The organism is Spongiactinospora sp. 9N601, assembly GCF_044326295.1.
Lineage (GTDB): Bacteria > Actinomycetota > Actinomycetes > Streptosporangiales > Streptosporangiaceae > Spongiactinospora > Spongiactinospora gelatinilytica.
Genome location: NZ_JBIRBB010000001.1, coordinates 414,527 through 428,049 on the forward strand (window position 1 = coordinate 414,527; position 13,523 = coordinate 428,049).

The 13,523-nt window shown below is 72.3% G+C and carries 15 protein-coding genes; 7 read left to right on the forward strand and 8 right to left on the reverse strand.

What is annotated here, in order from left to right; translation table 11 throughout:
• Positions 1-7: 7 nt before the first annotated feature.
• From ACH34R_RS01760 to ACH34R_RS01780, 5 genes are all read right to left on the reverse strand, one after another.
• Complete coding sequence (locus ACH34R_RS01760) at positions 8-217, reverse strand: cold-shock protein (protein WP_111165672.1); 210 nt, start codon at positions 215-217, stop codon at positions 8-10.
• A gap of 277 nt (positions 218-494) precedes the next feature.
• On the reverse strand, positions 495-1,433 hold the full coding sequence (locus ACH34R_RS01765) for an NlpC/P60 family protein (RefSeq protein ID WP_397559508.1): 939 nt from the start codon (positions 1,431-1,433) through the stop codon (positions 495-497).
• A 134-nt stretch (positions 1,434-1,567) separates the two neighbouring features.
• Positions 1,568-2,890: an NYN domain-containing protein gene (locus ACH34R_RS01770; RefSeq protein WP_397559509.1), complete on the reverse strand. Its 1,323-nt coding sequence runs from the start codon at positions 2,888-2,890 to the stop codon at positions 1,568-1,570.
• Positions 2,891-2,998: 108 nt separating this feature from the next.
• Positions 2,999-3,667, reverse strand: a complete 669-nt coding sequence (locus tag ACH34R_RS01775; protein WP_397559510.1) for a response regulator — start codon at positions 3,665-3,667, stop codon at positions 2,999-3,001.
• Positions 3,664-4,848: a sensor histidine kinase gene (locus ACH34R_RS01780; protein ID WP_397559511.1), complete on the reverse strand. Its 1,185-nt coding sequence runs from the start codon at positions 4,846-4,848 to the stop codon at positions 3,664-3,666. Before ACH34R_RS01780 ends, ACH34R_RS01775 begins: the two co-directional genes overlap by 4 nt.
• Before the next feature lie 113 nt (positions 4,849-4,961).
• On the opposite strand from ACH34R_RS01780, the gene ACH34R_RS01785 reads away from it, so the two are divergent.
• From ACH34R_RS01785 to ACH34R_RS01810, 6 genes are all read left to right on the forward strand, one after another.
• On the forward strand, positions 4,962-5,189 hold the full coding sequence (locus tag ACH34R_RS01785; protein WP_111165675.1) for a hypothetical protein: 228 nt from the start codon (positions 4,962-4,964) through the stop codon (positions 5,187-5,189).
• 4 nt (positions 5,190-5,193) lie between these two features.
• Positions 5,194-5,676: a PH domain-containing protein gene (locus ACH34R_RS01790; protein ID WP_397559512.1), complete on the forward strand. Its 483-nt coding sequence runs from the start codon at positions 5,194-5,196 to the stop codon at positions 5,674-5,676.
• On the forward strand, positions 5,673-7,187 hold the full coding sequence (locus ACH34R_RS01795) for a PH domain-containing protein (protein WP_397559513.1): 1,515 nt from the start codon (positions 5,673-5,675) through the stop codon (positions 7,185-7,187). The genes ACH34R_RS01790 and ACH34R_RS01795 overlap by 4 nt, the downstream gene beginning before the upstream one ends.
• A gap of 3 nt (positions 7,188-7,190) precedes the next feature.
• On the forward strand, positions 7,191-7,433 hold the full coding sequence (locus ACH34R_RS01800; protein ID WP_397559514.1) for a hypothetical protein: 243 nt from the start codon (positions 7,191-7,193) through the stop codon (positions 7,431-7,433).
• Positions 7,434-7,535: 102 nt separating this feature from the next.
• Positions 7,536-9,275 carry a DEDD exonuclease domain-containing protein gene (locus ACH34R_RS01805; protein WP_397559795.1) on the forward strand — a complete coding sequence of 580 codons (1,740 nt, stop codon included), beginning with the start codon at positions 7,536-7,538 and terminating at the stop codon, positions 9,273-9,275.
• A gap of 55 nt (positions 9,276-9,330) precedes the next feature.
• The gene (locus ACH34R_RS01810; RefSeq protein ID WP_111165682.1) at positions 9,331-9,618 is read left to right on the forward strand and encodes an Lrp/AsnC family transcriptional regulator; all 288 of its coding nucleotides are present in this window, start codon (positions 9,331-9,333) and stop codon (positions 9,616-9,618) included.
• Here ACH34R_RS01810 and ACH34R_RS01815 read toward each other — a convergent pair.
• From ACH34R_RS01815 to ACH34R_RS01825, 3 genes are all read right to left on the reverse strand, one after another.
• A complete protein-coding gene (locus ACH34R_RS01815) occupies positions 9,602-10,516 on the reverse strand; it encodes a sensor histidine kinase (protein ID WP_397559515.1) in 915 nt (304 codons plus the stop codon). The genes ACH34R_RS01810 and ACH34R_RS01815 overlap by 17 nt on opposite strands.
• Before the next feature lie 589 nt (positions 10,517-11,105).
• A complete protein-coding gene (trpD, locus tag ACH34R_RS01820) occupies positions 11,106-12,164 on the reverse strand; it encodes an anthranilate phosphoribosyltransferase (protein WP_397559516.1) in 1,059 nt (352 codons plus the stop codon).
• A gap of 38 nt (positions 12,165-12,202) precedes the next feature.
• Positions 12,203-12,688: a hypothetical protein gene (locus ACH34R_RS01825; RefSeq protein WP_397559517.1), complete on the reverse strand. Its 486-nt coding sequence runs from the start codon at positions 12,686-12,688 to the stop codon at positions 12,203-12,205.
• 203 nt (positions 12,689-12,891) lie between these two features.
• Here ACH34R_RS01825 and ACH34R_RS01830 point away from each other — a divergent pair, with 203 nt between their 5' ends.
• Positions 12,892-13,506 (forward strand): heme-copper oxidase subunit III, encoded by a 615-nt coding sequence (locus ACH34R_RS01830; RefSeq protein WP_397559518.1) that lies wholly within the window; start codon positions 12,892-12,894, stop codon positions 13,504-13,506.
• Positions 13,507-13,523: the final 17 nt, after the last annotated feature.

The following is a 13,523-nucleotide window of genomic DNA, read 5'->3' on the forward strand; positions in this document are numbered from 1 at the left end:
CCCGGTGTCAGGCGGGGACGATGTTCTCCGCCTGCGGGCCCTTCTGCCCCTGGGTGATGTCGAAGGCCACGCGCTGGCCCTCGTGCAGCTCACGGTAGCCGCCCTGGGACACGATGTTGGAGTAGTGAGCGAAGACGTCGGCGCCGCCGCCGTCCTGCTCGATGAAGCCGAAGCCCTTTTCCGAGTTGAACCACTTCACGGTTCCGGTAGTGCTCATGTCGTTTCTCCTTCTGACAGGTGCAGAGACGAAGCCCGCACCGTGCGAACCCCGTGTCGCCGCGATGACCCCCATCCGGAGACGCCCGGAAAAAGAAAAGCACCTGAGCTGTCACAACGCGTCAGGTGCACAAGTAATCTTATGGGTACCACAACTGCAACGTCTTCAACTTACCACGCCCGCCATGCGCCTGTGCAGACTCTCGTCACTCCCGGCGAGAGCCGCCAGGAACGGCGCAGCGGGGGCGCCGGCGGCACCCCCGCGCGACCGGGCACGATCAAGGGCGGATGGCTCCGACGAAGCGACCAAGGCCGTAGGAGCCGAGGCTGACGACCTTGATGACGTCGCCCGTCTGCGGCGCGTGGACCATCTTATTGTTGCCGGCATAAATCCCGACATGGCCGAGCCCGTGGCTGAACAGCAGGTCGCCGGGCTGCAGGGCGTCCATCGAGACCTTCCGGCTCGCCCCCCAGCGCCACTGCTCCCAGGTGGTCCGGGGCAGCGACACGCCACCGGAGCGCCAGGCCGCCTGGGTGAGCCCTGAGCAGTCGTACCCGCCCGGGCCCGTCCCGCCGTACCGGTACGGCTTGCCGATCTGGGCGAAGGCGAAGCTGAGCACCTGGCGGGCGTTGCCCGAGGCGCTGCCGGTGTACTTGACACCCGGGCTGTTCGGGTCGCCGTTGCGGTAGGCCCCGAGCCGGCGCAGCAGCTTGGTCTGCTCCTTGACCAGCCCTTCGACCTTCTTCTTCTCGCCCTTGACCTCGTCGAGCACCTTCTCGGTCTCACCCAGGGCCTTCTTGGCGGCGTCCCGCTTGCGCACCAGGTCGCGGGTGGCCGAGTCGAAGGCGGTCAGCGACTGGGAGCGGGACGCGGAGAGCTGGCTGATCGAGGCCAGGCCGGCGAGCATGGCCGCCGGGTCCTGCTGGCCCATCATGCCCGGCCAGGTGCTCAGATCGGCGCCCTGGTAGGCGGTGACGGCCATGCCGACGAGCTGGCGGCGCAGGCCGTCCACGGTGCCGCTCTGCTTGGCGTACTCGTCCTTGAGCCGCTGGTACTTCTTCTTGGCGCTCTTCTGCCGCTCGGTCGCCGCGTTGTAGCGGTCGACGACCTTGTCCGCCTCGTCGTTGAGCTTCGCCAGCTTCGCCTTGGCCTGCTGGATGGTCGGTCTCGGATCGGCGACGGCGGACCCGCCGAGCGGTACGGTCAACGCGGCCACAATGACTCCCGCGGCGACGGGAATCCGCACAACCCTCACCTGCACCAACCCAAATCTTTACGTTTCCGGACTTGGGGCGAAATAGTACAGAATTATGCAGGTGTGGCTCACGTTTTCGCCGTGATTGGGGTCCTTCAAGCGCGACCGAGGCGGCGCAGCAGCAGCGACGACTGCACCGGGCGCGCGCCCATCCGCCGCACCGACTCGGCGACCTCCCGGTCGGAGGACACCACGGCGATGGCCCGGCCCGCCGGCTCGGCCCGCACGAGCTGCCTGATCAGGTCATCGGCGATCTGGCCGGGGGCGCTGAACATCACCCGCACGCCGCGCGGCGCGGTGACCGGCACCGGGCCGTTCAGCTCGGCCCCGTCGAAGACACAGGTCACCTCGACCCTGGTCTGCGCGACCAGCCCGCCGAGGCCGGTCAGCAGCCGGCCGCGCTGGTCGGCCAGGGTGAGCGTGCCGTAGCCGGTCTTGGTGACGTTGTAGCCGTCGATGATCAGATGGACCTGCGGCAGCGCCAGCAACTGGTCCAGCAGCGCCGGGTCGTCATCGGCAAGGGCGCGGGCCGGGACGGCGCGCACCCCCGGCCGGTCCGGCGACACCGCGTTGACCGTGTCGGCCGGACGGCTGATCGTCGAGGGCAGCGCCAGCTCCCTGCGCAGCCCGGCCGCCGCGTCCTGGAGGGCGTCCAGCAGCACGCGCACGCGGGTGTCCTCCGCGCTGCGGCCCTCGCGGGCGGACCGGCGGCCCGCTTCGAGCTGGCGTTCGGCCTCCGTCAGGCGCTCGCGTGTACGGCGCAGCTCGGTCTCGGCCGCGCTGCCCGCCGAGGCGAGCGCGGCCCGCGCCTCCTCGGCGGCCTGTTCATGCCCGGCCGCCCGGGCATCGGCGGCCTTGGCGCGTTCCCGCGCGTCGTGCAGCTTGCGGCGCAGGTCGGCGATCTCGGCGCGGGCCGACCTGAGCTGCTCGCGGACGCGGTCGATCTCCTCCTTGGCCACCGCCTTCTGGCCGGCGAGCTGTTCGCGCAGCCGCGCGATGGTCTGCTCGTGCGCGGAGCCCTCCGCGGCGGCGGCGGAGCGGGCGAGGTCGGCCCGCGCGGACTCCACCATGTCCGGCCAGCCGGGCGGGCGGGTCAGGTAGGCGGCGGTGGCGACCAGCACCGGATCGGCGGCGGGCGGCACCGTGCCCTCGGCCAGACTGGAGACCAGCTCGGGCCAGCCCGCGGCCAGCGTCTCCGCGACGACCTCGCGGAACTTCTTGTCGGTCTCCAGTTGCGCGGCTATCGCGGCACCGCCCAGCCTGGCGCGCTTGCGGGGCTCGAACTTGGCTATCCCGCGCAGCGGCGCGGGCACGGCCGGGACCGGGATCGTCCCGAGCACCTGGGCCGCGAGATCGACCACATGGCCCCTCACCTGTTCGGGCAGCGGACGAGACAGGCCCTCATCGGCTGAACTCATCCCATGTCCCCTCAGCCCTCGTCAGGCACCCTTCCAGAAAAAACGTCTATCCGACAAGGGTACGGCCGTCACGCAACTGGCTTGGTCCGGCACAGGGACGCACATGACCTAGACGTGACCTGCGTCGTGAACGGTCAGGGCGATCTGGACGCGATTGTTAAGTTCCAATTTGGTGAGGACGCGCGAGACGTGCGCCTTGACGGTGGCCACGCTCATGAACAGCTCGGCGCCGATCTCGGCGTTGGAGCCGCCCCTGCCGACGGCGAGCGCCACCTCGCGCTCGCGTCCGCTCAGCCGGTCGAGCAGTTCGCGGGCGCGGGACCGGCGGTCGCCCGCCCAGGGATCGGCCACGTGGTCGATGAGCTGCCTGGTCACGATGGGCGACAGGATGGGCTCACCGGCCGCGACCCGGCGGATCGCCTCGACCAGGTCGCCCGGCGGGGTGTCCTTCAGCAGGAAGCCCGCGGCCCCGGCGCGCAGCGCGCGCAGCACCTGGACGTCGGCGTGGAAGGTGGTCAGGATGACGACCTCGGGCGGCCGGGGCGCGGCGCGCAGCCGTTCGGTCGCCTCCAGCCCGTCGAGCTTGGGCATCCGGATGTCCATCAGCACGATGTCGGGGCGGTGCCTGGCGACCATCGCGGGCACCTCGTCGCCGTCGGCGGCCTCGCCGACCAGGGCGATGTCCGGCGCGCCACCGAGGATCATGGACAGCCCGGCGCGCACCAGGGCGTCATCGTCCACGATCAGGACGCTGATGGGGTCGGCGGGAGCGCTCATGAGGGCCACGGTAGCCAGGCGCGCAGCACATAGTCACCATCGGGGCGCGTACCGTGCTCCAGCCGCCCCCCGGCCAGCCCGGCCCGCTCGGCCAGGCCGATCAGCCCGGTGCCGCTGCCGGGGATGACGATGTGGCGGCCGGCCGTACGCACCGGGTTGCGGATCTCGACGGTCAGCCCGGGGCCGGGCGCGCCGTCCACGGCGACGGTCACCGGCACGCCGGGGGCGTGCTTACGCGCGTTGGTCAGCCCTTCCTGCACGACCCGGTAGACCGTACGGCCGAGCGCCACGGGCACCTCCGGCTCGCCGGGCACGCGCAGCGCGGGCCGTACCTCCATCCCGGCCTTCCGCGACGCCTCGAGCAGCCCGTTCAGGTCGGCCATCGTCGGCTGCGGCGGCTCGGGGGCCGCGCCCTGCCGGTCCCAGCGCAGCACGCCGATGACCTCCCGGAGGTCCTGGAGCGCCTCGTGCGCGCCGGACCTGATCGCGGTGGCCGCCGTGGCGATCTCCTCGGCGGAGGCGTCCTTGCGGAACTCCAGCGCTCCCGCGTGCAGGCTGAGCAGCGTCAGGCGGTGGGCCAGCACGTCGTGCATCTCCCTGGCGATCCGCTCGCGCTCCAGCCGCCGGGCCCGCTCGGCCGCCTGGTCGGCACGCTCGCGCAGGGTGAACATGAGCTGCCGCCGGGACCTGGTGAGCATCCCCCAGCCGATCAGCACCAGGTAGACCAGCGCCGCCACGATGACCGTCCCGGCGACGCCGAACTCGGGGTCGGGGTGCAGCCAGGCGTAGGGCAGCAGGGCCAGCAGGTGCGGCACCATGATCAGTACGATGTACCGGAACGGCCGGTGGACCGCCACCGTGAAGACCACGATCAGCAGCGGCCCCGAGACGAGCAGCGAGAACGCCGACAGCGGCGCGAGCGTGAGCGCCAGCCCGACCGGCCACCTGCGGCGCAGCCAGAGCACCGCGCACGACAGCGCCCCCAGGATCTGCTCGGCGAACACCATCTCCGCCGGCCGGCCCTTCAGGTCGCCCAGGAAGATCAGGGTGATCAGGCAGGCCAGCAGGAACATGGCGATGTCCACGGCCCAGTCACGGGGGGTGCGCCGCACGGGCCGCCCCGGGCGCTCCTCCAGGGTGCCGATCAGGGCCGCGGGCAGCAGCCAGCGATACTCAGTCATCCTGACGTGCAGGTTACGTGGCCGAACGGATGCCGCGACAGCTACCAAAGTCGATGGCACGGACGCCCTCCGGCCGAAGCGGCGCGGCGGCGCGGTCCGCGATCGTCGGGTGCATGAAAGTGATACTCGACGTCGCCGGGGTGCTGTGCATCGTCCAGGCCGTGGGCGGGGCGCTCAACAACCTGCTGGGCAGTTCCACACCGAGCTGGTTCCTGGTCAACCACATCGCGGCGCTGGACGGCTACGAGATCTTCGCCAGCATCGTGGTCGGCGTGCTGGGCGTGGCGCTGTGCGCCGCCGCGCGTGCGGTGGGCAGGACGTCCGGCCGCGGGGAGGGCTGAGCGGATGGATCTGCGACCCCCGCGCAACCGGGCCGACCGGCGGGCCGTCACCTGGTGGACCGTGCAGGGACTGATCGGGGTCCTGGTGGCCGCGGTGGCCGTGGGCGTGCCGTACGTGCTGTTCACCGACCGGCCGCTGTGGCCGGCCGCGGTGGCGGCCGGGTTCGTCGTGGCGCTGCTCGCGCTGGCGCTGGTGTGGCCGCGGGCCTATTACCGCTTCTCCCGCTGGGAGGTGACGGACGAGGCGGTCTACACGTGCTCGGGGTGGTTGTTCCGGTCGTGGCGGATCGCGCCGATGTCGCGCATCCAGACGGTGGACACGGTACGCGGTCCGTTGCAGCGGCTGTTCGGGCTTTCCGACGTGACGGTGACCACGGCGTCGTCGGCGGGCGCGATCAAGATCGAGGGCCTGGACCACGCGCTCGCCGCCGGGCTGGTCGAACGGCTCACCGAGATCACCCAGCGCACGCCGGGGGACGCCACATGAGCGACGAGTGGCTGCGCCTGCACCGGCGCACCTTCCTGGCCTCCGCGGTGATGTCGATGGCGCTGGTCGTCCCGCTGGTCACGGTCTTGACCAAGGTGCTGCTGGACCAGGACGTGGCGCTGCGCCTGGTGGTCGCCGCCGACGCCGGGGCGACGGTGCTGATCATCATCGGGGTGGTGATCTACGACGTGCTGCGCTGGCGCGCCACGACGTACCGGATCACCGGCGAGCGCGTGGAACTGCGCTCGGGGATCATGGTGCGCGAGCACCGCTCCATCCCCAGGGACCGGGTCCGCACGGTGGACGTCACCGCCGACCCGGTTCGCCGCGTACTCGGCCTGGCGGTGGTCAAGGTCGGCACCGGCGAGCGGGCCGGCGACGACAAGGCCGAGCTGACGCTCGACCCGGTAGGGCGGGCCGATGCCGACCGGCTGCGCCGCACACTGCTGCACCGGAGCCCGGAGCCGGACGGCACGCCGCAGGCCGACGCCCCCATCGCCGAACTGCGCTGGGCGTGGATCCGTTACGCCCCGCTGACCGTGTGGGCGTTCGTCGGCGGCGCCGTCCTGGTGGGCGTGGCCCACCGGGCGCTGGACATCATCGGCGTGGAGCTGTTCTCCCTCGACGCCCTCGGTGGCCTTTGGGACCGGCTGAGCGTGATCCCGGCATGGCTGCTGATCATGCTGCTGGTGGCGGCCAACCTGCTGGTCGGGACGGCCGGCGCGGTCGCGCTGTTCGTCGAGTCGTGGTGGCACTACCGGCTGGACCGCGAGCCGAGCGGCACCCTGCGGCTGCGCAGGGGGCTGCTGACCACCCGCTCCCTGACGCTCACCGAACGGCGGCTGCGCGGCGTCGAGCTGTCCCGGCCGCTGCTGCTGCGCTGGGGCGGCGGCGCGCGGGTCAAGGCGGTCGTCACCGGCCTGTCCAAGAACGACAAGGAGACCGAACGCGCCGACACGCTGACCCCGCCGGTCCCGCTGGCGGAGGCCCTGCGGGTCGCCCAGGAGATCTCCCCGGGCGAGCACCCCGCGCTGCGTGCGCATCCGAAGGCCGCGCGCGCCCGGCGGATGCGCTGGGCCGGGTTCGCGGTGGTGCTGCTCGCCGTGGCCACGGCCGCGCTGGACGCGGTGTTCGCCTGGGTGCCGTGGTGGGCGTGGGCGGTCCCGGCCGCCGCCGTACCGGCCGCCGCGTACTTCGCCGCCGACGCCTACCGGGGGCTCGGGCACGGTCTCACCGGCCGCCACCTGGTCACCCGGTCCGGTACGGCGGTGCGCCGCACCATCGCACTGGACCGTACCGGGATCATCGGCTGGCACTTCCGCCAGTCGGTCTTCCAGCGCCGCGCCGGCCTGGCGACCCTGGTCGCCACCACCGCCGCCGGGCACGGTTCCTACACCGTCCACGACGCCGCCGAGGCGGCGGCGGTGGATCTGGCCGACCTGGCCGTCCCCGGGCTGGTGGCCCCCTTCCGGGCGAGCGGAGATCGTGACGGATTCGTGACGCCGGGCTAGGCGATGCCTCGCCGCGCCGGCCGGTACTCAGGGCAGCCCGCCCTGGGCATCGCCCCCGGCGCGCGGTTCGAGGTCTGGGTCGCGGCCGGGCGTCTGGCGCAGGTCGCCGCGCGGGTGGCGCTGCCGCGCGTCCCGGAGTTCGCGACCGCGCCGAGCACGCCGCCGCTGCTGTACGAACCGTCCCTCGGGCGGTCGCCCTGGTCGCCGGGACGGCGCTGGTGGTCGCGTTCGCGGCCGTCGCGCTGACCGCCGAGGCGCTGCCGCGCGGCATCCGGGCCGGCCGCCTGCGGCAGGCGCAGCCGTGAATCCGAAACCGTTGAATCCGGGAATATGTCGGTGGCCGCCCTTATGGTCAAGAGCGTGGAGATCGCTGTGCAGGGCGCGCTCGACGAGTTGGGCACGCCACTCGACCAGGTGACATTCGTGGTGTTCGACCTGGAGACGACGGGAGGCTCGGCCGCCGAGCATGCGATCACCGAGATCGGGGCGGTCAAGGTGCTCGGCGGTCAGGTGGTCGGCGAGCTGGCCACGCTGGTCGATCCCGGCGGGCCGATTCCGCCGTTCATCGCGGTGCTGACCGGCATCACCGACGCGATGGTGGCGGCGGCGCCGAAGTTCGCCTCGGTGCTGCCGTCCTTCCTGGAGTTCATCAAGGGCGCCACCCTGGTGGCCCACAACGCCCCCTTCGACATGGGCTTCATCAAGGCGGCGTGCGCGGCGCACGGATATCCGCCGCCGGCCAACCCGGTGGTCGACACCGCCGACCTGGCCAGGCGGGTGCTCACCCGCGACGAGGCGCCCAACTGCAAGCTGTCCACGCTCGCCCGGATCTTCCGCAGCTCGACCGAGCCGTCCCACCGGGCCCTGGCCGACGCCAGGGCCACCACCGACGTGCTGCACGCCCTGCTCGAACGCGCGGGCTCCTTCGGCGTGCACACCCTGGAGGAGCTGAAGGGGTTCGTCCGCGCCCCCACGCCGGAGCAGCGGCGCAAGCGGCACCTGGCCGACACGGTGCCCGCCGCGCCGGGCGTCTACGTGTTCGAGGACGAGCACGGCGAGGCGCTGTACATCGGCAAGAGCGGCAGCCTGCGCACCCGGGTGCGCAGTTACTTCACCGCGAGCGAGACCCGCCGCCGGATCCGCGAGATGATCGGCATCGCCGAGCGGGTCCGCACCATCGTGTGCGCCACCGGGCTGGAGGCCGAGGTCAGGGAGCTGCGGCTGATCGCCGCGGGCAAACCGCGCTACAACCGCCGCTCCCGCTTTCCGGAGCGGGCGGTGTGGCTCAAGCTCACCGACGAGCCGTTCCCGCGGCTGTCGATCGTCCGTGAGGTCCGCGACGACCAGGCGGCCTACCTCGGGCCCTTCGGCAGCGGCCGAGCCGCCGAAGACGCCAGGAGCGCCCTGCACGAGGCGATCCCGCTGCGCCGCTGCACCGAGCGGCTGGGCCTGCGGCCCTCCCGCTCGGCCTGCGCGCTGGCCGAGCTCGGCCGCTGCGGCGCGCCCTGCGAGGGGCGGGAGAGTCAGGCCGGCTACGCCGTACACGCCGAGGCGGTGCGCCGCGCGATGGAGCACGACGCCTCGGCGGTCTACGCGGCCGTACAGGCCCGGATGGAGCGGCTGTCGGTCGAGCAGCGCTACGAGGAGGCCGCCGCCGACCGCGACCGGCTGGCCGCCTACATCCGCGCCGCCGCGCGCATGCAGCGCCTGCGGTCGCTGACCCGGCTGCCCCAGCTCGTGGCCGCGAGCCCGGCCTTCGGCGGCGGCTGGGACATCCACGTCGTCCGGTACGGCAGGCTCGCCGCCGCCGGGGTGATGCCGCGCGGCGCGCACCCCACCCCCTTCGTCGACGCCCTGGTGGCCACCGCCGAGACCGTACGCCCCGGCCCCGGGCCCACTCCGGCGGCCACCGCCGAGGAGACCGAGTGCATCCTGCGCTGGCTGGAGTCGCCGGGGGTCCGCCTGGTGCAGGCCGACGACGGGTGGAGCATGCCCGCCTGGGGGGCGGCCCGGCTGCGGGGCCGTATCGAGCGGGCCTACCAGGCACTGCGGCAGCACAGTGAGCGGGAGGGGCGTCCGCTGCGGTGATCGGCTCGCGCGATAGGGTGGGGGCCACGCCGGCAGGTCACCGAAGGAGGGGCTCGTGGTCACCGCGATCGTGCACATCAAGGCCGAGGTCGACCGGATCCCGCAGGTGGCCAAGGAGATCGCCGACATCGACGGGGTGAGCGAGGTCTACTCCATCACCGGCGAGTTCGACCTGATGGCCATGATCAGGGTGCGCGCCTACGAGCAGGTCGCCGACCTGGTGCCCGGCAAGCTGAACAAGGTCGTGGGCGTCCGGCACACCGAGACGCACCTGGCGTTTCGCACCTACTCCAAGCACGACCTGGAGGCGGCCTTCTCCATCGGGCTCAACGAGGCCGACTGACCTCGCCACCGCCGGGTCCCGATCCGGGGGCCGGCAGGCGGACGCGTACCTCGAAGCCGCCTGCGGGGTGCGCGGCGGCCGACAGGGTGCCGCCGAAGAGCGCGGCCCGCTCTGCCATTCCGGCCAGTCCCCGGCCGGGGGTCACGGTCTCGGCCCTGGCCGTGCCATGGTCCCGGACGAGCAGGTCCAGCGCGCCGGAGCACCAGCGCAGCGACACCTCGGCGGTGCGGGCCGCGCCGTGCCGTACGGCGTTGGCCAGCGCCTCCTGCACGATCCGGCAGACCGACACCTCGAACATCGGCGACAGCGGCGGCGGCGTTCCGGCCACGCCGAGCCGTACGGCCAGGCCGCCCGCCTCGGCCTCCGCGACCAGCCGGGGCAGGTCCGCGAGCCCCGGCAACGGCTCCCGGGCCCGCGCGAGGTCGGTCCACGGCCGTTCTGAAGGCCCGGGCGGCGGTTCACCGGAGCCCGCGGAATCCCCATCGGTCCGCTCCGAAGGCCGTGGCAGCGCCGCCAGGCGGCGCAACTCCGCCACGGCCAGCCGGCCGGCGTCCTCGGCCTCGCGCATCGCGGCCTCGGCCTGCTCGGGATCACGACGCATGACCAGCCGCGCCCCGCCGACGCGCAGCGTCATCACCGACACCACGTGCGCCACCACCTCGTGCACCTCCCCCGCGATCAGTTGCCGCTCCCCGGCCGGCACCGCCCGATCCAACTCGGCCCGCTGCGCGGCCAGCAGTTCCCGCTGTACCCGCACCCGCTCCGAAAGCGCGGAAGCCCTGCGCCGCTCACGCACGGCCCAGCCGCCCACCAGCCCGAGCGCACCGGCCAACAGCACCGCGGGACCCCACACGACAATGGGCTGGACGATGGCGACCACAAGGTCGAGACGCCGCATGCCGGGCAGCGTAGGCCCCGACCGCCCCCCGAACATCCACACCCAGGATGACCCCCACTCCCCCACCATGCGGACCCCCCTCAGTACCCCCAGGCACGCAGAAAGGCCCCATCTATGCCCCAAGGAGGACAGGCCCGCACACCGCCCCGCCAACACCACGAACACGATCCAACGGCCCGACCCCGGACTCAGCCGCACCAACATGCAGGATGACGCTGACCTGCCGTCGCTACGGGAACGGTGGACTCAGGCACAGGGGCCGCCGGCAGCGGCCGGCCCAACAGCCAGGACCCGCCGCCACACCGCGCGCGGCCGACCGCAATCCAGCGGGCCGCGCCCCTAGAGTCGGAGCCACCGAGAGCCACGCTGACAAGCCCAGACCGACACAGACGCGGCCCACCACCACTCAGAAACCCACACCCCCGAAACCAGGCCCGCCGACAAGCAGGACGGCCAGGACCGGCCGTCGCTACAGGCGCAGCCGACCGCAAACAGCGGTCCGTAGCGACGGAGTCAGGCACGCCGACGGGCAGGATGACCAACACCCGGCCGGTGCCATGGGTGCGGTCGTCCGGCGTCCGGTGGAGGGCTAGGGGCGGGGGGCGCTGTGGGCTTGGCTGGTGGTGATCCAGCGGGCGAGGATGGTGGCGGCGGCTCCGGAGTCGACGGCCTCGGCGGCGCGGGTGTGCGCTTCGGCCATGGCGGTGTTCAGGTCGTCGCCGGTGGCCGTGCCGGACGCGGCGACGATGCCCGCCGCGGCGTTCAGCAGTACGGCGTCGCGGACCGGGCCCTGCTTGCCGGCCACCAGGTCGCGTACGGCCTGGGCGTTGAACTCGACGTCGCCGCCGCGCAGCGACTCGACGCTCGCCCGGGGAATGCCGATCGACGCGGGGTCGAAGGTGACCTGGGTGGCCGTGCCGTTGCCGACCACCCACACCGTGGAGGTGGTCGCGAGGGTCAGCTCATCGAGGCCATCGTCGCCGCGGAACACCAGCGCCGAGACCCCGCGCTCGGCGAACACCCCCGCCACCACCGGCAGCATGCGCGCGTCGAAGACGCCGATCGCCTGCGCCGCGGGCCTGGCCGGATTGGTCAGCGGCCCGAGGAAGTTGAAGAACGTCGGCACGCCCAGCTCCCTGCGCGGCGGCGCCGCGAAGCGGAAGCCCGGGTGGTAGGCCGGCGCGAAGCAGAAGGCGATCCCCGCCTCGACGGCCACGGCGGCGGTGTCGTCGGGCGACATCTCCAGGGTGATGCCGAGGTGTTCGAGCACGTCGGCCGCCCCGCAGGAGGAGGAGGCCGCGCGGTTGCCGTGCTTGACCACCCGCGCCCCCGTGGCGGCGGTGACGATCGCCGCCATCGTCGAGACGTTGACGGTGTGGGCACGGTCGCCGCCGGTGCCCACGATGTCGACCACCGGGCCTTCCACCCGCAGCGGGGTGGCCAGGTCGAGCATGACCCGGGCCAGGCCGGTGACCTCGGCCACCGTCTCCCCCTTGGCGCGCAGCGCCACGGCGAAGCCGGCGATCTGCGCCGGAGTCGCCGACCCCGTCATGATCTCCTTCATCGCCCAGGCCGTCTCGTCGGTGGTGAGGTGCTCTCCGGCGAGCAGGGCCGACAGCAGCGCGGGCCACGTGGTGCGCGCGTCCATGGGATCTCCAGTCATGAGCCGGCGGTGCCGCCGAACGGCTACCGGGCGGGCGGGATTTCGGCGGGCCGCGCGGGCCGCGCGGGCAGTGCGGTACGGGCGAGCCGCTGCCGCATCAGGTCGGCCACGGCCTCGGCCAGGACGATCGGGTCGAGCGGCTGGGCCACCACGGCCTCGGCGCGCGACCAGTTGGCCAGCCAGCGGTCATCGCGGCGGGCGACGACCAGGCAGATCGGCGGGCAGTCGTAGACCTCGTCCTTGGCCTGGCGGGCGACGCCCATGCCGCCCGCGGGCCGCGCCTCGCCATCGAGCACGGCCACGTCGATCTCGCCGGAGTCGAAGTGCTGCAGGACCTTGGGCTGCGTGGCGCACTCCACGAACTCCACCGCCGGCACGTCGGCGGCGGGCCGCCTGCCGATGGCCAGGCGTACCTTCTCTCTGGTGGCGGAGTCGTCGCTGTAGACGAGGACCTTCATCTTGACGTCCGCGGCCGGTTCGGTGCCCAAGGTGATGCTCGCTTCCAACATCGGTGTCTCCTGGCGGGCCGCCGGCCGTCGGGTGCCGCGGCGTGGCCAAGAGGTATGGTCAACAGGGATCGTACCGGGCGAGGCGGGTGGATACCCAGGCTGGAGGCGCTAGCCAGGCAATTGTCCGGTTTGCCCTTGTTGGTGTGCGCTTTGTTCCACCTAACGGGGGGTCGTGCGGCGACCCGACCAGGAGAGCCGCAATAATGCTGCCCGTGGCGACAGCATCCGCAATCACGACGACGACAGCACACTCGTCTCGCCGGCCGAACCTGGTCAGCGTCGGGACGATCGTCTGGCTGTCCTCTGAGCTCATGTTCTTCGCGGCGCTGTTCGCGATGTACTTCACCATCCGGTCAGTGACCATCGGCCAGGGCCAGAACTGGCCCGAGGCTCACCTGAACGTCCCGTTCTCAACGGTCAACACGATCATCCTGGTCCTGTCGAGTGTGACGTGCCAGATGGGCGTGTGGGCCGCGGAAAAGGGCCAGGTCAGCAAGCTGCGCTTCTGGTACACCGTCAGCTTCCTGATGGGTCTGGTCTTTGTGATCGGCCAGGTCTACGAGTACGGCCAGCTCGCCGGCGAGGGGCACACCCTCTCCCACTCGGCCTATGACTCCATCTTCTACCTGGCCACGGGTTTCCACGGCTTGCACGTGACCGGTGGACTGATCGCGTTCCTGTTCATGCTGGGACGCACGTACGCCGCGAAGCGCTTCACCCATGAGCAGGCGACCAGCGCGATCGTCGTGTCCTACTACTGGCACTTCGTCGACGTTGTCTGGATCGGCCTCTTTATGACCATCTACGTGATCAAGTAACAGGAACGGGGATCTCT